Here is a 19,236-nt window from a genome sequence, read left to right as displayed (position 1 = left end):
TTTAGCGCGTACGCTTCGGACATGACCGACCGTGACGACCTGCTGAAACTCGTACGGGACCTCGCCGTGGTCCGCGGACGGGTCACGCTGTCGTCCGGACAAGTTGCCGACTGGTACGTGGACCTTCGTCGCTTGACGCTGCACCATGCAGGTGCGCCGCTCGTCGGCCGGGTCATGCTCGATCTCGTCGACGACTTGGAGTTCGACGCCGTGGGAGGGCTGACCCTCGGCGCCGATCCGGTGGCCACCGCGATGCTGCACGCGGCGGCCGCACGCGGGGGGCGGGCGCTCGACGCGTTCGTCGTCCGCAAGAGTGACAAAGCTCATGGTCTGCAACGTCGGATCGAAGGACCCGAAGTTGCCGGCCGGCGCGTTCTGGCGGTAGAGGACACCTCCACTACAGGTGGAAGTGTGCTGACCGCTGTGGAGGCGTTGCGTGCGGCGGGCGCCGACGTGGTCGGTGTGGCCGTTATCGTCGATAGAGGCGCGGAAAAGGCGGTTCGCGCCGCGGGGCTGAGCTATCGCTCAGCATTTTCGTTGGCCGACCTTGGCCAACAGGGCTGAAAAATTGTCGATTCGGACCTGCGCATATGCAGGCGGGTCGATGGTGTTGGTGGAAGGATGGAAAACGTGGGAACTGCGCTGGCTGAGATGACCCTGCCCCAGATCTCGCCGCTTGCCGGCGAGCCGATTGACCGCGCCGATGCCGAGCGTCTTGCCGGCGTCCTGAAGGCACTTGCCGACCCGGCCCGACTCCGGCTGCTAAGCCTGATCCAGTCGGCGCCGGACGGCGAGGCATGTGTTTGTGACCTGACGGCCCCGCTCGGGCTCTCGCAGCCGACGGTGAGCCACCACCTGCGGATCCTGACCGAGGCCGGGCTGCTGGAGCGCGAGAAGCGGGGTGTGTGGGCGTTCTACCGCCTCGTGCCCTCCGCGATCGGCACCATCGCCGACCTTCTGACGCCGCCGCGCAAGCGCGCGACCAAGAAGGCGCCCCGGTAGCACCTCGGGTAGGGCGTTGCACTACCCGACTGGAGACCTTCGCGACCAACTCGCCCATGCCGGGCGTGCGGTCGTGGGGGCCGGACTCGCAGTGGGCTCGGGCGGCAATCTTTCCGCCCGGGTGCCAGGCACGGACGAATGCTGGGTAACCGCGGCCGGGACATGGCTCGACCACCTCGACCGCGGTTCATTCGTTCGGATCCGAATCAGCGACGGCGCGGTCCTCGACCGCGAAGCCGAGGCCGCGCCGTCATCGGAGCTCGGGCTCCACCTGGCCACCTATCGCGCCCGGCCGGACGTCAACGCGGTGGTGCACCTGCACCCGCAGCACGTCCTGCTGCTCGACGCGATCGGCGAGCCCATCCGGCTGGTCACCACCGACCACGCCGCCTACCTGCGGCGGATCGTGACCACGCCGTTCGTCCCGCCGGGCCGCCCCGAGGTGGGCGCCCTGGCCGCCGCGGCGTGCGCCGACGGCACCGACTGCGTCGTGCTGTCCCGGCACGGCTGCTCCGTCGTGGCCGACACCGTCGAGCTCGCCCACAAGCGCGCGTGCTACCTCGAAGAGGCCGCGCTGATGACCTACCGCGCCCTCGCGCTGGGCCGCACCCTCGAGCCGTTGTCCACCGACTGGCTGCGGGTGCCGGGCGCCACCGTGTGATCGCCGAGCAGGAATGAAGAAGCGCAGGTCAGGCCGCCACGGCTAGCGTTTCCGGCGAGACACCAACGGGTCGCCCGCGACCACGACTTCAGGAGCGCAACCATGACCGGCTCGGCAACCCAGGGCATCAAGACCGTGCTGCACCCCGTCTCCGACCTGGCGGCGGCCAAGGCGGTGTACTCCGCCCTGCTCGGCATGCCGCCGACGACCGACTCGGCCTACTACGTCGGATTCGAGGCCGAGGGTCAGCAGATCGGGCTGGTGCCGGGCGGCGGGCCGCAGGCGATGGCCGCACCGGTGGCCTACTGGCACGTGGCGGACATCGAGGCGAAGCTCGCCGAGGTGACCGCAGCCGGGGCCACCGTGCAGGAGACCCCGCACGACGTGGGCGGCGGCCGCCTGGTCGCCGCCTTCACCGACCCCGACGGCAACGTCCTCGGACTGATCCAGGACCGCTGAGCGGACGGACTGGCCCGGCTAGTCGCGCACCCGGTGGCTGCCGCGGTGGTCGGCCGGCGGGATGGCCGGGAACACGGCGGTCGGGGCGTTCGCCGGGTCGTCGTCCGGCGCCGAGCCGGCGGCCGCACCCCCGCCGCGGCGGCGCTCCCGCCAGCCGCGGTAGATCTCGATGAAGATCGGCAGCGCAGAGATCAGCACGATCACGAGCACCGCGGGCAGCAGGTACGTGTCGATCTTCTCCGGCGGGATCAGGTCGCGGATCTGCTTGGCCAGCGCCCAGCCGGCGAAGATGATGCCGTCGGTCCACAGCACGCCGCCGACCACGTTCCACAGGAAGAACGTGCGGGCGGGCATGCCGACGACGCCGGCGACCGGGTTGAGGAACGTCCGCACGATCGGGATGAACCGGGCGAGCACCACCGCCCGGGCCGGGCCGAACTTGTGGAAGTAGTGCTCGGCCTTCTCGACGTACTCCTGCTTGAAGATCCGCGAGTTGGGCTTGTCGAACATCCGCCGGCCGTAGCGGGCGCCCAGGTAGTGCCCCAGCTGGGCGCCCGCGATCGCGCAGATCGGGGCGCCCACGAGCAACTGGGGCAGGCTCAGCTTGGTGCCGAGCAGGTCGGTGGCGGCCGGCGAGGAGGCGACACCGGCCAGGAACAGCAGCGAGTCACCCGGGAAGAAGAAACCGACGAGCAGCCCGGTCTCGGCGAACATGACCAGCCACACGCCGATCACGCCGAACGTGCTCAGCAGCCCCTTCGCGTCGAGAGGGTTGAGGGAGAGCAGGTCGCCTACGGCGCGCGTCTTTTCTTCCACGGGTCACCAGGGTACGTGAGACCTCCTACAGCCGTGGATCCACCGGCTCGCTCTCACACGCGAGCACCGCGAACACGAGCTGGTGCACCCGCCAGGCCGGCCCGCCGGCCGCGAGCAGGTCCAGCGCGGCCAGGCCGAGGGCCTGCTCGCGCAGGGCCAGCCCGCGCTTGCGGCCGAGGCGGCGCCCGCGCAGCGCGGCGAGCCGCTCCGGCTCGGTGTAGTCCGGGCCGTAGATGATCCGCAGGTACTCCCGGCCGCGGCACTTGATCGCCGGCTGGACCCGCGGCCCGGCGTCCTCGGCCGGCTTGAGCACCATGCCCTCCCCGCCGGCCGCGGTGAGCTCCAGCCACCAGCGGGTCGCCGCCGCCACCCCGTCCGGGTCGCCCGGGTCGACGACCAGCCGGCGGGTGGTGGCGAACAGCTCCGGGTCGGCCGCCACCAGCCGGTCGACCAGCGCCAGGTGCCACTCGTGTCCCCGGCGCGCGTAGCTCGCGCCCGCGCCGGCCAGCACGTGGAACGGGGCCACCCGGACCCCGGCCAGTCCGTCGGTCGGCCAGCAGTAGCCGCGGTACACGGCGGTGAACGCCGCGATCGCCGACTCCTTCGCCGCGAACCGGCCGGGCAGGTCGCCGACCTCGACGCCGCGCGCCGCGGCCGCCGCGAGCGCGGCCCGGGCCGCGGGCAGGGCGGCGCCGGCCGCCGCCGCCACGCTCGCGTACTGGTCGCGGATGAGCGGCTCCGCCTTCGCCGACCACGGCAGCACCTCGGCGTCCAGCAGCAGCCAGTCGGTGCCGAGCTTGTCCCACAGCTTGGCCCCGCCGATCGCCGCGACCACCCGCTCGACCAGCGGCCCGGCGTCGGGGAAGAAGGCCCGGCCGGTGCGGGTGTAGACGGCGCCGGAGCCGTCCCGGCGCACGTTGAGCACCGCCCGGGAGCCCATGTGCTTCTCCTGGCAGACCACCCGCGGCACGCCGGCCCGGGCGTAGTCGGCCAGCGCCTCGACCGGGTGCTCGAGGTACCCCTCCTGGATCGACGTCGACGCGGGCGCCATCGTCGGCGGAAGCCACACCAGCCACGCCGGGTCGACCGCGAACCGGCTCATGACCTCCAGCGCGGCCGCGGCGTTCTCGGCGGCGACCGTGACCCGCCCGGCCGCCGTCTCCAGGCTGCGGCGCCCGGTGACGTCGGCCAGGTCGAAGCCCTCGTCGACGGGGGCGCCGGGCGCGAGCGGCCGCGCGGGGGCGTAGTACTCGCGGGCGGCCGGCACCGAGACCAGCTCGCGCGAGGGGTACCGCAGCGCGGTCAGCGACCCGCCGAACACGCAGCCGGTGTCGACGCAGATGGTGTTGTTGACCCACTCCGGCGCGGGTGTGGGGGTGTGGCCGTAGACGACCATGGCCCGGCCGCGGTACTCGGTCGCCCACGGGTAGCGCACCGGCAGGCCGTACTCGTCGGTCTCGCCGGTGGTGTCGCCGTAGAGCGCGAACGAGCGCACCCTGCCCGAGGCGCGCCCGTGGTAGGCCTCCTTCAGCCCCGCGTGGGCGACCACCAGCCGCCCGCCGTCCAGGACGTAGTGGCTGATCAGCTCCTCCAGAAACGTCGGGACCAGGGGCGAAACCTCGGCATCCGCGGCCAGCTGCTCCATCGTCTCGGCCAGCCCGTGCGACAGCGAAACGTTCGCACCGCGCAGCTTGCGCAGCAGCTTGGCCTCGTGGTTGCCCGACACGCACAGCGCGTGGCCGGCCGCGACCATGCCCATCACCAGCCGCAGCACGCCCGGCGAGTCCGGGCCGCGGTCGACCAGGTCGCCGACGAACACCGCCGTGCGGCCCTCCGGGTGCGCGGCACCGACCGGCCGGCCGAGCTCGTCGCGCGACAGGACGTAGCCGAGCCGGTCGAGCAGCAGCTCCAGCTCGGCCCGGCAGCCGTGCACGTCGCCGACGATGTCGAACGGCCCGGTGAGCTCCTTGCGGTTGTTGTACAGCGGCTCGTATTCGACCGTGGCCGCGTCGACCTCGGCCACCCCGCGCAGCACGTGCACCTGGCGGAACCCCTCGCGGGCCAGGCCGCGCAGCGAGCGGCGCAGGTCGCGGTGCTGCCGGGCCACCACCGGCCGGCCGAAGTCGCGGTCCGGCCGGGCCTGGGTGCGCGCCCAGCACTCGTCCTCGGGCACGTCGAGCACGATCGCCACGCGCGGCACGTCGTGCTCGCGGGCCAGCGCGACCAGCGCCTGGCGGGCGTGCTGCTGCACGTTGGTGGCGTCGACGACGGTGAGCCGGCCGGCCCGCAGCCGCTTGCCGGCGACGTAGTGCAGCGCGTCGAAGGCGTCGCCGGAGGCGGACTGGTCGTTCTCGTCGTCGGCGACCAGCGCCCGGAACGCGTCGGAGGACAGCACCTGCGTGGGCGCGAAGTGCCGCCGGGCGAACGTCGACTTGCCCGATCCGGACACGCCGACGAGCGCCACCAGGCACAGCTCGGGGATCTTCACTTGCGGAACACCGCCATCTGGGTGGGAGAGCCGGCCGCCGGGTCCTCGGGGCCGATGCCGGAGCGGGTGACCGTGTAGCCGTAGCGGGCCGCGACCTCGTCGCACCAGGCGGCGAACTGCGCGCGGTCCCACTCGAAGCGGTGGTCGGCGTGGCGCCGGCCGCCGTGGGCGAGGCCCGGGTAGAGCGCGTTGTACTCGACGTTCGGCGTGGTCACCAGCACCGTCGCCGGGGCGGCGTGGCCGAACACGGCCGCGGCCAGGGCCGGCAGCCGGGGCGGGTCGACGTGCTCGATCACCTCCATGAGCACCGCCGCGTCGAAGCCCTTGAGCCGGTCGTCGCGGTAGGTCAGCGCCGTCTGCAGCAGCCGGATGCGCGCCCGCTGCCGCTCGGGCAGCCGGTCGAGGTGCAGGCGGCGGGCGGCCACCGCCAGGGCGCCGGCGCTCACGTCGGCGCCGACGATCTCGGAGTACCGCCGGTCCCGGACCAGCTCGCCGAGCAGCGCACCCGGGCCGCAGCCGAGGTCGAGCACCCGGGCCGCGCCGGACCCGGCCAGCGCCCGCAGCACCGCGGCGCGCCGCAGCTGGTGCAGCGACTCGGGCCGGGGCACGGGCTCCTCCGGCAGCGCCGACGTCTCGGCCCCGTCGGCCAGCCGGGACAGCGCCTCGGAGGTGAGCGCGGCGCGGTGTGCCAGGTAGCGCTTGGCGATGAGCGCCCGGTGCGGATGGCCGGCCAGCCAGCCGGTGCCGGCCCGCAGCAGCTTCTCCACCTCGTCCGGGGAGACCCAGTAGTGCTTGGCGTCGTCGAGGACCGGCAGCAGCACGTACACCTGGTTCAGCGCGTCGGCGAGCCGCAGCGTCCCGGTGAGGCGCAGGTCGACGTACCGGCTCAGGCCCCACTCGGGATGCTCGGCGTCCAGCGCGATCGGCGTCGCCTCCACCGCCCAGCCCAGCGGCGCGAACAGCTCCTCCGCGCTGCCCTTGCAGCGCAGCGCCGGGATGCGCAGCTCCAGCGGGATGGGTGCGGCGGCCAGCTCCGGCCGGTCCCGGGAGTCGCCGCGCAGCGCCGAGCGCCAGACCTTGCCCAGCGCCGCGGAGAGCAGGCTCGACGCCGCGTACGGCCGGTCGTTGACGTGCTGGTGCAGCGTGAACGTCTCGTCCGGCCCGCGGGTGCGCAGCCGGGCCGGGTCGACCTCCAGCAGCAGCGCCGCGGTGCAGCGCTCCTCGCTCGCCTCGGGGTAGAACACGTGCGCCCGGCCGGCCGAGACGTCGAAGGTCTGCAGCTTCGCGGGGTGCTTCACCAGCAGGTAGCCGAGGTCGGTCGCCGGGCGGTGGGTGGTCGTGATGGTCAGCAGCACCCCATCATCATGGAGCGGGAAAAAGTACCGGCCGACCAATTTTCCCCGGACTAGGCTTGCCCCATGGCGGTAGTGGCGACCGCACACTGGCACCGGCTCGACGACGGGCGGGTCCAGTGCGACGTGTGCCCGCGGGCCTGTCGCCTGCACGAGGGCCAGCGCGGGTTCTGCTTCGTGCGCCAGCGCGAGGGCGACGCGATCGTGCTCACCACCTACGGCCGCTCCTCCGGCTTCTGCGTCGACCCGATCGAGAAGAAGCCGCTCAACCACTTCCTGCCCGGCACGCCGGTGCTGTCCTTCGGCACCGCGGGCTGCAACCTCGGCTGCCGGTTCTGCCAGAACTGGGACATCTCCAAGAGCCGGGAGATCGACACCCTGGGCTCCGCCGCCGGCCCGGAGCAGCTCGCCGCCGCGGCGCAGCGCCTGGGCTGCCGCTCGATCGCGTTCACCTACAACGACCCGGTGATCTTCATGGAGTACGCCATGGACGTCGCCGACGCCTGCCGGGAACGCGGCATCAAGGCGGTCGCGGTCTCCGCCGGATACATGAACCCGGCGCCCCGCGAGGAGTTCTACCGGCACATGGACGCGGCGAACATCGACCTCAAGGCGTTCAGCGAGCTGTTCTACTCCAAGATCACGTTCGCCAAGCTGGACGCGGTGCTGGACACCCTGGAGTATCTCCGCGGCACCGACGTCTGGTTCGAGGTCACCACGCTGCTCATCCCCGGGCACAACGACGGCGACGACGAGCTGCGCCGGCAGTGCGACTGGTTCGCCGAGCACCTCGGCCCCGACGTGCCGCTGCACTTCTCGGCCTTCCACCCCGACTTCAAGATGCGCGACGTGCCGGCCACCCCGCCGCAGACCCTGCGCCGGGCCCGGCAGATCGCGCTCGAGGCCGGCCTGCGGTATGTGTACACCGGCAACGTCCACGACCCGGACGGCCAGACCACCCGCTGCCCCGGCTGCGGCGGCGCGGTCGTGGTCCGCGACTGGTATGACCTCGTCTCCTACCAGCTCACCGGCGACGGCCACTGCACCGCCTGCGGGCAGGCCCTCCCCGGCGTCTACGACGGCGCCGCCGGCACCTGGGGACGGCGGCGGCTGCCGGTAGGGATCGCGTGAGGCCGCCCGCGGTGGCCGGGTCCTTCTACCCGGCCGACCCCGCCGAGCTGCGCACCACCGTGGAGAACCTCCTCGGCGCCGAGCCGCGCGAGCCCGACAGCGCGTTCGCCTACGTCGTGCCCCACGCGGGGTACCGGTGGTCGGGCCCGACCGCGGCGCACGTCTACCGGAGGCTGGCCGGCCGGGACGTCGAGCGCGTGGTGATCCTCGGGCCCGCGCACCGGGTGTCGCTGCGGGGCGCCGCCGTGCCGGAGCAGACGCGCTGGTCGACGCCGCTCGGCACGGTCGAGATCGACGCCGACGGCGCCCGGGACCTGGTCGCCGGCGGGCTGGCCGTGGCCGACGACCGGCCGCACACACCCGAGCACTCACTGGAAGTACAACTTCCGTTTCTTCAGGTTCTGGGGTTTTCCCGGGTGCTGCCGGTGTGCGTCGGGGTCGCCGAGGTCGACGCGGTGACCGCCCTGCTCTCGGTCGTCGCGGTGCCCGGCTCGGTCGTGCTGTGCAGCACCGACCTGTCCCACTACCTGCCGCAGGCCGAGGCCCGGCAGGCCGACGCGGCCACCGCCGACGCCATCGTCGGGCTCGCCCCGGAGCGGATCGGCGAGCGGGACGCCTGCGGGCGCTACGCCCTGCGCGGGCTGCTGGCCTGGGCGCGCAGCCTCCGCCCGACCGTCCGGCTGCTGCACCTGGCCACCTCGGGCGACGAGGGCGGGCCGGCGGAACGGGTCGTCGGCTACGCCGCCGTCTCCCTCGCCGCGTGACGCTGCGTAGTCACGGGCGGCACACCGACGTCATAACCGTCGATTGCGTTGCGCCCGGTTCGTCCAAAAGACCGTGACCGAACGGCCGACCTCTGCGGTGGTGCCCTCGGACCGTCTAGCGGGATGGAGGCGCCTGCGGACGGCGCCGGAAACTGGAGACGGGGCATGTCTGCGACGACGACTGCCGGGGCGGCTACGGGCACCGGCTGGGTGCCCATGACGAGCGAACAGCGGGAGCAGTTCGACACGGACGGTTACCTGGTGCTGAAGGGCGTGCTGAGCCCCGACGAGGTACGCCACTACGCGTCGGTGCTCGACGTCGCCCACGCCACGCACCCGCGGGCGGCCGACGGCTCCCTGCACCTGCTCAACGCCGTCACCAGCTGCCCGGAGCTGGTCGACCTCATCGACCACCCGGGCACGCTGCCGCTGGTCTGGTCGATCCTCGGCTGGAACGTGCACATCTACCACTCGCACCTCGACGTGCACCCGACGATCGACGGGCCGAAGCCCGCCTGGTGGCACTGGCACCAGGACGGCGGCCGGCAGAACCGGGAGCTGGAGACCGACCCCCGGCCGCGGCTGTCGGTGAAGCTCGCCTACTGGCTCTCCGACGTATCGCAGCCCGGCCGCGGCAACCTGACCCTGATCCCCGGCAGCCACCGGACCAACTGGCTGCCCGGCCCGCCGAAGCGGGACGTGCCGTGGCCCGCGCCGGAGGGCGCCCGCCAGGTCACCGTCGACGCCGGCGACGTGGTCTTCTTCGACCGCCGCATCTGGCACGCCCGCTCGGACAATCGCTCCGAGCTCACCCGCCGCTGCGTCTTCCTCGGTTACACGTACCGCTGGATCACCATCCGCGACGACATCGCCGGACTGCCCGCGAAGCCGTGGTGGGGCCGGCTCAACCAGGTGCAGCAGCAGCTCCTCGGCGGCGTCGGGGTCGGCGACGGCGACCACCAGTGGGGCCACTACCCGGAGTCGACCCCGCTCTACGTGGCGCTGCGCGACCGCGGGCTGCTCGACCCGGCGTACCCGCCGCTGATCCCCTGATGCAATGTTCGCCGGGCCTCGATCCGTCATAGGGGAGGGGCCCGGCACAGGAGGGTTGTTGACGTTCGAGGAGTTCGTCGAGGCGCGGCTGCAGGCGCTGCTGCGCTATGCGGTGATGCTCACCGGCGATCCGCACACCGCGCAGGACCTCGTGCAGGAGACGATGATCCGCGCACAGCTCAAATGGCGCCGGATCGCCGCCGCCGACCTGCCCGAGCGGTACGTCAAGCGGATGCTCACCAACGCCTACGTCGACCTGCGCCGCGGCTCCTGGCTGCGCCGGGTCGCGCTGCGCGGCGTCGACCTCGAGGCCGGGCTCGGCCCCGTGCGCGTGCAGCCCGATCACGCCGCCGACCTGGCCGAGCGCGACCAGATGTGGCTGTGGCTGGGCCGGCTGCCCCGCCAGCAGCGCGCCGCCCTCGTGCTGCGCTACTACGAGGGCCTCACCGACGGCGAGATCGCCGAGGTGCTGGGCCGGCCGGTCGGCACCGTGCGCTCCTGGATCTCCCGCGCGCTGGTCACCCTGCGCGCCCACGTCGCACCCGCCCTGGCCGGCGGTGAGCTGCCGTGATCGACGAGCTGCTGCGGGACACCTTCGCCCGGCACGAGGAGCTCGTCCCGATCACCCCGCCGGGCCTGCACTCGGCGATCATGACCGGCGCCCGCCGCCGGCGCGCCCGCCGCCGTTGGGCCTGGACCGGCCTGATGAGCGGCCTGCTCGTCGCCGCGGTCCTGCTCGCCTCGCCGCTGGCGGCGCTGCCCCGCCCGGACGGCGACCCGCCGGCCGCCCCCGTCCTGCAGGCCCCGCTGCACCTGCTGCTGGTCGGCATCGACCGGGCCGCCCAGGTGCGGACCAACGCGCTGGTCCTGCTGCGCGTCGAGCCGCAGGCGGGCATCGCCTACGAGGTGACGATCCCCCGCGATCTCGCGCTCGACCTGCCCGGCCTGGGCCCGCAGCGCGCCGACGGGGCCTACCTCGTCGGCGGCTACCAGGTCGTCGCCGCGGCGGTCACCCGGCTGACCGGCGTGCCGCTCGACGGCGGCGCGGTGATCGACATCGCCGCCCTGGAGTCCGTCACCCGGGCGGCCGGCGGCGTCGACCTGTGCGTCGAGCGGCGCACGGTGTCCCACCACCTCGCCCGCGACGACGACGGCGGGGTCACGGCGGCCGCGGCCGACCGGCCGCCGGTCGTCTACCAGCCGGGGTGCCGGCACTTCGCCGCCCCCGAGGCCGTCGACTACCTGCGCGAGGCCCTCGGTGGCGGCGACGACCGGGCGCTGCACGAGTACCTCGCCGGGCTCGCCCGGGCCGCGGCCGAGCCGGGCCAGCTGCCGGTGCTGATATCCGCCGCGAGCAGCGCGCTGGAGCTGCATCTGGGCACCGGCTCACTGTCGGGGCTCACCGCCGCCCTGCGCGGCGTGGACCCGGCCCGGTCCTCGATCATCGAGCTGCCGTCGGCCCCGTCGGACGGCGGCCGGACCCCGATGCCTGACGGCGACGGGCTCTACGCGGCGCTGCGCACCACCGCGGTCGGCCCCTGGCTCGCCGCGCACCCACAGTATGCGCGCTGACTACGATCAGTACTCATCGTCGAGGTCGACCTCACGGCTCTGCTCGATCGCGTCGTACTCGTTCGCGTCCCACGGACGGGCGTGCGGGGTCTGCGGCCGGTCCAGCGGGTTGGCCGGCTGGGCCTGCTCGGCGGCGTCCTCCGGCGGGGCCTCCGGGTCGCGCACCTCGGGGTCGAGGCGGTTGTCGAGGGTGAGCAGTTCCTCGTCGGGCTGGGTCATCGCCGTGACTCCCTTGTCGCTCGTGGTCGGTTCGAGCCGCTCTCAACCGTACGACGCATCCGGCCGGCGCGCCCCCGGGGCGGACAATTCACCACCGCGACCATGCGCCGGGCCCGGCGCTGCTCACCAGGTCACCCGCCGTCGGGGCGGCCGCGGCGCTGCGGGATAATCCGAGCAGGACAGCGCGGTCCGCGTGGAGTCGGCCGCGCCTGTCGGCTCCAAGCCGCACGATCCAACATTCAAGGAGCGCCGTCATGCCCATCGCCTCGTCCGATGTCTACGCCGAGATGCTCGACCGCGCCAAGGCCGGCGCGTTCGCCTACCCGGCGATCAACGTCTCGTCGTCTCAGACGCTCAACGCGGCGATCCGCGGTTTCGCCGAGGCTGAGAGCGACGGCATCATCCAGGTCTCGACCGGCGGCGCCGAGTACATCTCCGGCCCGACCGTCAAGGACATGATCACCGGCTCGGTCGCGCTCGCCGCGTTCGCCCACGAGGTCGCCAAGAAGTACTCGATCAACATCGCGCTGCACACCGACCACTGCCCCAAGGACAAGCTCGACAAGTTCGTCCGCCCGCTGCTCGACATCTCGGCCGAGCGCGTCGCCAAGGGCGAGGAGCCGCTGTTCCAGTCGCACATGTGGGACGGCTCCGCGGTACCGCTGAACGAAAACCTGCAGATCGCCGAGGACCTCCTGGCCCGCACGGCCGCGGCCAAGGTGGTCCTGGAAATCGAGGTCGGCGTCGTCGGTGGCGAGGAGGACGGCGTCCACGGCGCGATCGACGAGAAGCTCTACACCACCGTCGAGGACGGCCTGGCCATGGTCGAGTCCCTGGGCCTGGGCGAGAAGGGCCGCTACATGGCCGCCCTGACCTTCGGCAACGTCCACGGCGTCTACAAGCCCGGCAACGTCAAGCTGCGCCCCGAGATCCTCAAGCAGATCCAGGACGCGGTCGGCGCGAAGTACGGCAAGGAGAAGCCGCTGTCGCTGGTCTTCCACGGCGGCTCGGGCTCGCTGCTGTCGGAGATCCGCGAGGCGCTCGACTACGGCGTGGTGAAGATGAACATCGACACCGACACGCAGTACGCCTTCACCCGGCCCGTCGCCGCCCACATGTTCAGCAACTACGACGGCGTGCTCAAGGTCGACGGCGAGGTCGGCAACAAGAAGGCCTACGACCCGCGCGCCTGGGGCAAGGCGGGCGAGGCCGGCCTGTCCGCCCGCGTGGTCGAGGCCTGCGAGCACCTGCGCTCGACCGGCACCACGCTGAGCAAGTAACGCCGAACACACGACGGCCCGGCTGGATGCAGCCGGGCCGTTTGGCATTCGGGGCTCAACGCTCACTCTTTCAGGAAGTTGAAGTAGCTGCCGGCGCTGATCGGGCTGGTGACGTTGTTGGTCCCGTCCACCACGGTCACCGGGCACGCCCCGGCGAAGACGCCGGTGCCCAGGCCGTCGGGGTCGTCGCTGACGTCGGGCGTCGTCACGGTGACGGTGGTACCGGTCGCGTTGACCGCGGTGACCGTGCCGGACAGGCCGCAGAAGTTGACCTTCCAGGTGGGCGTCTGACCGGTCCAGTCGCCCAGCGTCTTGTCGAACCCGGTGCCGGTCACGATCGTGCTCGTCGAAGCCCCGATCTTGCCGGACGTCACGCTCAGCGAGGCCACGGTCGGCGCGGCGACGACCGAGCTGCCGGTGTCGGTGGCGGAGAACGTCTTGCTCACGCCGTTCTGCGTGATCGTCAGGATCGCGTCGGCGGTCGACAGCCCGGCCGCCGTCTTGAACGTGAGGTAGTTGCCGGCCGCGGGCGCCGTGCTCGTCGTCGGCAGGATCTGGGCGCCGGACGTGCCGTCGTACACCTTGAGCTCGGTGACCGCCTTGCCGCCGAACGTCACCGACAGCCCGGCCGCGGCGCGCGGGTCGAACGCGTAGCCGCTCGCGGCCTTCACCCGCACCGTCTGCGCGCCGTTGGCGACGAACCGCGTGATCTGATCCGCCGGCCCCAGCAGCGCGCTGTTCTCGTTGATGATCGGCTTCTCGGCGGTGTCGGCGATCGCCGGCGGCGCGATCAGGAACAGGCCGCCGGTCTTCGACAGGGTATTGCCGCCGGCGAAGACGATGTCGATGTTGTCGCCGGCCTGCACGGAGGTCGCCGGGCAGCCGCCGGTGGGCGTCTTGACCGCGATCGTCGTCGGGCTCGTGACGACGTATGTCGGGATGTTCTGGCAGCCCAGGTCGGTGCCCAGGTTCACCCCGGTCACCAGCGCCTCGGACAGCGTCTGCCCGGTTACGGTGAGCACCAGCACCTGCTTGGCGGTGTCGGCGGCGATCTTGCCGGTCGACGGCGTGGTGATCACGATGGTGCCGGACAGCGGGGCGCCGTAGGCCACGTGCGGCACGCCCGCGACGACCACCGCGGTCACGGCGCTCGCGCTCACGCTCAGCGCGACGGCTCGCGCCCGCCAGAATCGATGAATCGGCATCAGCCTGAGGTCCTCTCTGCCACGCCGCGACGGCGACCGCCGCGGCCGTCCACATGCGGACCCAAAGTAACATCACGATTACTGAGAGTTACTCATTTTGTCGGTACGGGCCGGCGTCGGACTGCGGTGCCTCGGTCGGTATCGGCGTGCCTTGCCGAGCCGTGGGCGCGGTGCTTGGTCGTGATGCTCCGCGTGCGGCTGGCGTGGCCGGCCCGCTGTCGCCGCACTCCGCTCGGCCCCCGGCGCCGTGCAGTTGGGCGGGCGCCGGCCACCGCGCAGCGCGGCGTAGCGACCGGAAGTCTCCGCGATCATGCTGTACCCGCCGCCGGCACCAACGGTTTTTCATGATCACGGAGTGGTGATGTACCCCCGTGTACCAAAAGGTTCCGGGATCATGGCAAACCCGTGGTGCGGCCACGGCACGCAGCATGATCACGGAGACATACGGCCGCGTGTTGTCAGGTGAGGATGTCGGCGGCCTCGGCGACGTCGTCGGTGATGTGGACCAGCCGGCGGAGATCGCCGAGCGGGGAGGTGGCCAGCAGGGGATCCAGCAGGCCGCGGACCGGGAGGCGCTCGGTCCAGTGCGACACGCCGAGGAAGACGAACGGGCCGCTCGCGCCGTCGGTGGCGTAGAAGGTCTTGGTCGCGGCCTGGAAGACCTCCTGGACCGTGCCGGCCATGCCGGGGGCGAAGACGATGCCGCCGCGAGACAAGCGCAGGATCGTGTCCTCGCGGATCGCGTTGGAGAAGTACTTCGCGATCTTCGCCGCGAACAGGTTGGCCGGCTCGTGGCCGTAGAGCCAGGTCGGGATGGCCAGGCCGCCGCGTCTGGCCCAGGTCACCGGGTCGACGGTCACCGGCTCGGGGCTGTCGGGGGCCGGGGGGACGGGACGGGCGAAGTCGGCTCGTACCGTCAGCGCGGCCGCGGTGTAGGGATCGTGATCGTGGAAGTCGGGCGCGCTCGCCAGCTTGTCGATGGCGCCGTGCAGCGTGTCGAGCGAGTGCTCGGCCAGGAAGGCGCCCAGGTTGGCGGCCTCCATCACGCCGGGGCCGCCGCCGGTCACCACCAGCCGGTCGGCGCGGGCCAGTCGCCAGGCGAGCTCGGCGGCGTCGCGGTACTCGGCCGCGCCGCGCTGGATCGCGTGGCCGCCCATGATGCCGATCGCGGCGGACGGCCCCCGCGCGCCGATCCAGCCGGTGGTCACGTTGGCCAGCGCGTTGTCGATGCCCGAGTCGTGCATCCGCTGGGCGACCGCCTCGCGGATCTCCGGGGTGGCCCCGCCGGTGGCCCGGAAGTGCTGGTAGACCACGGTGTCGAACATGCCCTCGAAGCCGTCGGAGGCGAAGCCGGCGGCGAGGTCGTCCGGGGTGTACAGCTGCGACGGGTGCGTCGGATACGGAATCCCGGTGAACTCGGGCACCACCACCGCGCGGCGCAGCAGCAGGTTGACGACCTCCTCCAGCCCGGCGAAGTGGCAGCCGATGAACAGCGAGTCGGCGACTTCCACAGTGGACAGGTCGACGGCCGCCAGGTCGAGGCCCTGCACGGTCTTGCCGGCCAGGGTGCCCTTGCGCAGGTGGAAGCGGAGCTCCTCGGGCGACTCGATCTCGTCCGGCGAGTGATCGTGCAGCGCGACGACGTCTGGGGGTGGCGGGGTTGGCACGGGGTACATCCTGCCAAAGGGCGATGGCCCGACCACGGAGGATCGGACCATCGCTGACCGGGTCCTGGGGAGGCTCCGGACTTTCATTTGTAATACACCTCGTGGACGCGCACACCCCTCCGAGTGCGGGGCGCGGCCTCAACCGTTCGGTCAAGCAACCTCTGATGTAATTGCGGGATGCAGAACCTGCTGCCCGAGCCCGAGCCCACCCTGCTGCCCGCCGACCCGCACGCCGCCGAGCTGCTGGCCAAGGCCGACTCCGACGAGTCCGTGAAGGCGGTCGCCGCCGCGTTCCCCGCCTACAGCGCCGCCTGGGCCCGGCTGGCCGAGCTTGCCCTGGCCGAGGGCGAGCCGGTGACCGCCTACGCCTACGCGCGGACCGGCTACCACCGCGGCCTCGACCAGCTGCGCCGCAACGGCTGGCGGGGCACCGGCCCGATCCCGTGGGCGCACGAGCCGAACCAGGGCTTCCTGCGCGCCCTGAACGCCCTCGGCCAGGCCGCCGGCGCGATCGGCGAGACCGAGGAGGCCGAGCGCTGCGCCAAGTTCCTGTCCGACAGCGACCCGGCCGCCACAAAGGCCCTCGCCGGCTGACCCGTTAGCGCTCGATTACGCTCCGCTTTCGGTTTTTTGGGCTGTGCTACCGTGTTTGACAAGCGGAACAGCACGGACCGGCCGGCACTACAGCCCCTCCGAGACGGCCGCGGCGACCTTGAGCCAGGCCTCTCGGGTGGCAGCCGACAAGCCCTGATATTGGATCGGCTCGCCCGAGTCGATGAACCGCTCGTAGGGCACGATCAGCACGATGCGGGTCCGGGCCGCGAAGTGGCGCGTGATCGCCGGCACGTCGACGTGGCGCCGGCTCGGCGGCATCGACACGACGGTCACGGCCTGGCGCACGAGGCGCTGACGCCCGTGCTGCTCCAGGTGGTCGAGCATCCGTGAGGCGGTCTCGGCCGAGTCGTTGCGGGCCGACATCGTGACCACGAGCTGGTCGGTCGCGTCGATCGCGGCCTGCCAGTTCTCGGCCCGCACGTTGTTGCCGGTGTCGACCACGATCAGCTTGTAGAACCGGCTCACCACGTCGCGGATCTCGCCGAACGCGTCCGCGGTGAGCATCTCGCCGGCCGTGGCCGACTCGTCGGAGGCGAGCACGTCGAACATGCCCTCGCCTTGGGCGCGGACGTACTTGGACAGGTCGCCGATGCGGCCCTGGGCGCCCTGGAAGTCGTCGAGGTTGTTGAGCAGGTCGCGCACGGTGCGGGTGTGGAAGTCCTGCTGGGCGCGCATGCCCAGGGTGCCCTGGGTCTCGTTGTTGTCCCAGGCCAGCACGTAGCCGCCGCGCTTCTGGCCGAAGGTCATCGCGAGCAGCAGCACCGCCACCGTCTTGCCGGCGCCGCCCTTGGGGTTGACCACGGTGACCTGGCGCAGGCCGCCGAAGTTGCGGCGGACCATCTCGACTTCCTGGCGGAACTCGACCTCGCGCCGGCTCGGGGGCAGCGCGACCAGGCCCATCGAGCCCTTGGAGACCACGCCGCGCATGCCGCGGGTGGCGATCGGGTCGGTCGGCTTGACCTGCCGGCGGCGGGCGAACTCCTCGGCGGTCGGCGTGGTCCCGTCGTGCCACTGCTCCGGCGGCATCGGTTGCTCCGGCGACATCGACGGCCACGGCGGTGCGCCGGCCGCCGGCGGATACTGCGGCGATGCCCCGGGCGGCGGCGGCGCGTACTGCGGCGGCACGGGCGGCGGGCCATAGGGCCCATGCGCGCCCGGCACCCCGGGCGGAGCCGGCGGCTGAGGCAACGGGCCTTGCGCCCCGGGCGGAGCCGGGGGCTGGGGCAAGGGGGCTTGCGCCCCGGGGGGAGCCGGCAGCTGAGCCGAGGGCCCATGCGGACCCGGCGCCCCGGGTGGAACCGGGGGCTGAGCAGGCTGAGGCGGTGCGGGCACCCTCGGATAAGGCTGCATCGGAGGCGCCTGGGGCAGCGGCGGAGCAGGCGGCCCGGAGACGACCGGGCCCGGAGGCGCCGCAGGGTTGGCCAAAGCCGCAGGGTTGGCCGAAGCCGCAGGGTTGGCCGAAGCCGCGGAGTTGGCCGAAGCGGCAGGATTGGCCAAAGCGGCAGGATTGGCCAAAGCGGCAGGATTGGCCGGCGCGGCATTGGGCGGCCCAGCCGCAGGCGGCGGCTCGGAGAACGGACCGGTCACCGGAATGCCGCCGGTCACCGGAATGCCCCGGCCGCCCGACACCGGGATGGCGCCGTTGCCGGGCCTGGGCGCCGGCCCGCCCTCGCCGGGCACGTGCCCGGCGTGCGCATGCCCGGCAGGCACGTGCGGGACCGGACCGCCCCCGCCGGGGACATGTGGAATCGGATTGCCGTGCTGGATGGCCGACGGGGCGTCGCCGTCCTCCTCGCCCTCGTCGGCGGGCCAGGCCAGCGGGTCCACGCTGCCCGGCGGCCGGGACCAGGGCGAACCGACATGCTCGGCGCCGCTGTCAGGCCGCTCGGCCTCAAGCGTTTGCCGCTCCATCGCCTGCCGTTCAACGTCAAGCGATGGCCGCTCAATCCGCCGTTCTTCGGCGCTTTCCTCCGCCGGCCAGACCGTGTCGCTCACGCTTGTTTCCCCTTCCCGGGTGCCCTACCACCGTATGCGAAGGGGGGTCCCAAGCACTACGAGACATAGACCGCCCACGCGCCCCGCTCCATCCACCACGACCGTTTACGGCTCAGCGTGCCCTCCACGCCGTCGTCGACGAACGGCACCTCGACCCGGGGGGAGATGGCCACCGCCCGGCCGTGGGCGCGGCGGACCTGGATCTCCACCCGGGAGCGGCGGAAGAGGCCGCGGGTCGCGACCGGCACGGCCACCGCCACGTCGAGCACCCCGTCGTCCATGGCCGGCGCGGTGACCAGCGGCAGGCCGTGGACCGTCGCATACCGGGCGGCGTTGGCCACGACCGACATAAGCACCGGCTCGGTGCCGTCGGCGAGCACGGCGTCGTCGACCTCGACCCGGGCCAGGTAGGTGGCCGTGGCGCCGGCCGCGTCGACCCCGCCGAGCAGGGCGCCGTCGAGGGTGATCGAGCCGCCGTCGTTGCGCAGCAGGTCGAGGCGGCGCGCCTTGCCGCCCAGCACGGCGGCGGCGACGTCGGCCGGGGCGCGCGGCAGGCCGAGCCGGGTGGCGAGGTCGGTGGCGTCCGGGCCGAGCGGCAGCACACCGATGGGTGGCAGGTCGGGGATGGTGCGGTCCTCGGCGAGGGCGTCGGGGCGCTTGCTGGGGGCCGGGGCGTAGCGGCGGACCAGGCGGCGCATGACCGCGCGCAGCTGGCCGTCGGCGGCGGTGGCCACGATCAGCCGCGCCTCCGGCAGCGCCTCCAGGGCCGCGTCGATCTCCTTGTCGTCGTGCGCGACGACCGTGTGGACCTCGACACTTGCCGTGCGCAGCGCGTCGCGGCAGGCGAGAATAGGAGCACGCGTGCCGCACTGCGCCTCTTCGCCGAGCGTGAGCAGCACGATGTTGACCACCGTTGTCAGCCTGCCTTTCCGAAGGTTGTTAGCCTGGCACCGCGGG

18 protein-coding genes and 1 pseudogene are annotated in these 19,236 nt (G+C 72.7%); 11 read left to right on the top strand and 8 right to left on the bottom strand.

Annotated features, from left to right (window positions below; genetic code table 11):
* Positions 1-21: 21 nt before the first annotated feature.
* The 4 genes from pyrE (at position 22) to ACQPXD_RS56050 (ending at position 2,122) form a co-directional block, all read left to right on the top strand.
* Positions 22-564: an orotate phosphoribosyltransferase gene (pyrE, locus tag ACQPXD_RS56065; protein WP_432833388.1), complete on the top strand. Its 543-nt coding sequence runs from the start codon at positions 22-24 to the stop codon at positions 562-564.
* Positions 565-621: 57 nt separating this feature from the next.
* Positions 622-1,002: an ArsR/SmtB family transcription factor gene (locus ACQPXD_RS56060; RefSeq protein WP_190248465.1), complete on the top strand. Its 381-nt coding sequence runs from the start codon at positions 622-624 to the stop codon at positions 1,000-1,002.
* 73 nt (positions 1,003-1,075) lie between these two features.
* Positions 1,076-1,663, top strand: a complete 588-nt coding sequence (locus ACQPXD_RS56055) for a class II aldolase/adducin family protein (protein WP_432833386.1) — start codon at positions 1,076-1,078, stop codon at positions 1,661-1,663.
* Positions 1,664-1,765: 102 nt separating this feature from the next.
* Complete coding sequence (locus ACQPXD_RS56050) at positions 1,766-2,122, top strand: VOC family protein (protein WP_432833384.1); 357 nt, start codon at positions 1,766-1,768, stop codon at positions 2,120-2,122.
* 18 nt (positions 2,123-2,140) lie between these two features.
* Here the strand turns inward: ACQPXD_RS56050 and ACQPXD_RS56045 are convergent, their stop codons facing one another.
* The 3 genes from ACQPXD_RS56045 to ACQPXD_RS56035 are packed head-to-tail and all read right to left on the bottom strand — an operon-like array spanning position 2,141 to position 6,781.
* Positions 2,141-2,938 carry a DedA family protein gene (locus ACQPXD_RS56045; RefSeq protein WP_432833382.1) on the bottom strand — a complete coding sequence of 266 codons (798 nt, stop codon included), beginning with the start codon at positions 2,936-2,938 and terminating at the stop codon, positions 2,141-2,143.
* A gap of 25 nt (positions 2,939-2,963) precedes the next feature.
* Entirely contained in the window at positions 2,964-5,426 is a 2,463-nt protein-coding gene (locus ACQPXD_RS56040) for a polynucleotide kinase-phosphatase (protein ID WP_432833380.1), read from the bottom strand.
* The gene (locus tag ACQPXD_RS56035; RefSeq protein WP_432833378.1) at positions 5,423-6,781 is read right to left on the bottom strand and encodes a 3' terminal RNA ribose 2'-O-methyltransferase Hen1; all 1,359 of its coding nucleotides are present in this window, start codon (positions 6,779-6,781) and stop codon (positions 5,423-5,425) included. The genes ACQPXD_RS56040 and ACQPXD_RS56035 overlap by 4 nt, the downstream gene beginning before the upstream one ends.
* A 63-nt stretch (positions 6,782-6,844) precedes the next feature.
* On the opposite strand from ACQPXD_RS56035, the gene amrS reads away from it, so the two are divergent.
* From amrS to ACQPXD_RS56010, 5 genes are all read left to right on the top strand, one after another.
* A complete protein-coding gene (amrS, locus tag ACQPXD_RS56030; RefSeq protein WP_432833376.1) occupies positions 6,845-7,909 on the top strand; it encodes an AmmeMemoRadiSam system radical SAM enzyme in 1,065 nt (354 codons plus the stop codon).
* Complete coding sequence (gene amrB / locus ACQPXD_RS56025) at positions 7,906-8,673, top strand: AmmeMemoRadiSam system protein B (RefSeq protein WP_432833374.1); 768 nt, start codon at positions 7,906-7,908, stop codon at positions 8,671-8,673. Before amrS ends, amrB begins: the two co-directional genes overlap by 4 nt.
* 165 nt (positions 8,674-8,838) lie before the next feature.
* Positions 8,839-9,726: a phytanoyl-CoA dioxygenase family protein gene (locus tag ACQPXD_RS56020; RefSeq protein ID WP_432833372.1), complete on the top strand. Its 888-nt coding sequence runs from the start codon at positions 8,839-8,841 to the stop codon at positions 9,724-9,726.
* A gap of 58 nt (positions 9,727-9,784) precedes the next feature.
* Positions 9,785-10,297 carry a SigE family RNA polymerase sigma factor gene (locus ACQPXD_RS56015; RefSeq protein WP_432833370.1) on the top strand — a complete coding sequence of 171 codons (513 nt, stop codon included), beginning with the start codon at positions 9,785-9,787 and terminating at the stop codon, positions 10,295-10,297.
* Positions 10,294-11,298: an LCP family protein gene (locus tag ACQPXD_RS56010; protein WP_432833368.1), complete on the top strand. Its 1,005-nt coding sequence runs from the start codon at positions 10,294-10,296 to the stop codon at positions 11,296-11,298. Before ACQPXD_RS56015 ends, ACQPXD_RS56010 begins: the two co-directional genes overlap by 4 nt.
* Positions 11,299-11,304: 6 nt before the next feature.
* Here the strand turns inward: ACQPXD_RS56010 and ACQPXD_RS56005 are convergent, their stop codons facing one another.
* Positions 11,305-11,517 carry a hypothetical protein gene (locus ACQPXD_RS56005; RefSeq protein WP_432833366.1) on the bottom strand — a complete coding sequence of 71 codons (213 nt, stop codon included), beginning with the start codon at positions 11,515-11,517 and terminating at the stop codon, positions 11,305-11,307.
* Between the two features lie 254 nt (positions 11,518-11,771).
* Between ACQPXD_RS56005 and fbaA the strand changes: the two genes are divergently transcribed.
* A complete protein-coding gene (gene fbaA / locus ACQPXD_RS56000) occupies positions 11,772-12,797 on the top strand; it encodes a class II fructose-bisphosphate aldolase (RefSeq protein WP_432833364.1) in 1,026 nt (341 codons plus the stop codon).
* Between the two features lie 62 nt (positions 12,798-12,859).
* On the opposite strand, the gene ACQPXD_RS55995 is transcribed toward fbaA, so the two are convergent.
* Entirely contained in the window at positions 12,860-14,002 is a 1,143-nt protein-coding gene (locus ACQPXD_RS55995) for a hypothetical protein (RefSeq protein ID WP_432833362.1), read from the bottom strand.
* A 458-nt stretch (positions 14,003-14,460) separates the two neighbouring features.
* The gene (locus tag ACQPXD_RS55990; protein ID WP_432833360.1) at positions 14,461-15,678 is read right to left on the bottom strand and encodes an LOG family protein; all 1,218 of its coding nucleotides are present in this window, start codon (positions 15,676-15,678) and stop codon (positions 14,461-14,463) included.
* A gap of 168 nt (positions 15,679-15,846) precedes the next feature.
* Here ACQPXD_RS55990 and ACQPXD_RS55985 point away from each other — a divergent pair, with 168 nt between their 5' ends.
* The gene (locus tag ACQPXD_RS55985; RefSeq protein WP_432833358.1) at positions 15,847-16,263 is read left to right on the top strand and encodes a DUF3151 domain-containing protein; all 417 of its coding nucleotides are present in this window, start codon (positions 15,847-15,849) and stop codon (positions 16,261-16,263) included.
* An 87-nt stretch (positions 16,264-16,350) separates the two neighbouring features.
* Here the strand turns inward: ACQPXD_RS55985 and ACQPXD_RS55980 are convergent.
* Positions 16,351-17,745 (bottom strand): annotated as a pseudogene (locus tag ACQPXD_RS55980) (MinD/ParA family ATP-binding protein); the annotation flags it as partial.
* Positions 17,746-18,335: 590 nt separating this feature from the next.
* Entirely contained in the window at positions 18,336-19,190 is an 855-nt protein-coding gene (locus ACQPXD_RS55975) for a diacylglycerol kinase family protein (protein WP_432833356.1), read from the bottom strand.
* Positions 19,191-19,236 lie beyond the last annotated feature (46 nt).

Origin of the sequence: Dactylosporangium sp. CA-092794, from assembly GCF_050948465.1 — a bacterium.
In the GTDB taxonomy this organism is placed as follows: Bacteria; Actinomycetota; Actinomycetes; order Mycobacteriales; family Micromonosporaceae; genus Dactylosporangium.
Note: the sequence above shows the minus strand (reverse complement) of the source record. Positions and strands in the feature narration are given on the sequence as shown.

Excerpts from the sequence above, each read along its gene's own strand:
- pyrE (WP_432833388.1), top strand. The coding sequence starts at position 22 with ATGACCGACCGTGACGACCTGCTGAAACTCGTACGGGACCTCGCCGTG.
- ACQPXD_RS56060 (WP_190248465.1), top strand. The coding sequence starts at position 622 with ATGGAAAACGTGGGAACTGCGCTGGCTGAGATGACCCTGCCCCAGATC.
- ACQPXD_RS56050 (WP_432833384.1), top strand. The coding sequence starts at position 1,766 with ATGACCGGCTCGGCAACCCAGGGCATCAAGACCGTGCTGCACCCCGTC.
- amrS (WP_432833376.1), top strand. The coding sequence starts at position 6,845 with ATGGCGGTAGTGGCGACCGCACACTGGCACCGGCTCGACGACGGGCGG.
- ACQPXD_RS56020 (WP_432833372.1), top strand. The coding sequence starts at position 8,839 with ATGTCTGCGACGACGACTGCCGGGGCGGCTACGGGCACCGGCTGGGTG.
- ACQPXD_RS56005 (WP_432833366.1), bottom strand. The coding sequence starts at position 11,517 with ATGACCCAGCCCGACGAGGAACTGCTCACCCTCGACAACCGCCTCGAC.
- fbaA (WP_432833364.1), top strand. The coding sequence starts at position 11,772 with ATGCCCATCGCCTCGTCCGATGTCTACGCCGAGATGCTCGACCGCGCC.
- ACQPXD_RS55995 (WP_432833362.1), bottom strand. The coding sequence starts at position 14,002 with ATGCCGATTCATCGATTCTGGCGGGCGCGAGCCGTCGCGCTGAGCGTG.
- ACQPXD_RS55990 (WP_432833360.1), bottom strand. The coding sequence starts at position 15,678 with ATGTACCCCGTGCCAACCCCGCCACCCCCAGACGTCGTCGCGCTGCAC.
- ACQPXD_RS55985 (WP_432833358.1), top strand. The coding sequence starts at position 15,847 with ATGCAGAACCTGCTGCCCGAGCCCGAGCCCACCCTGCTGCCCGCCGAC.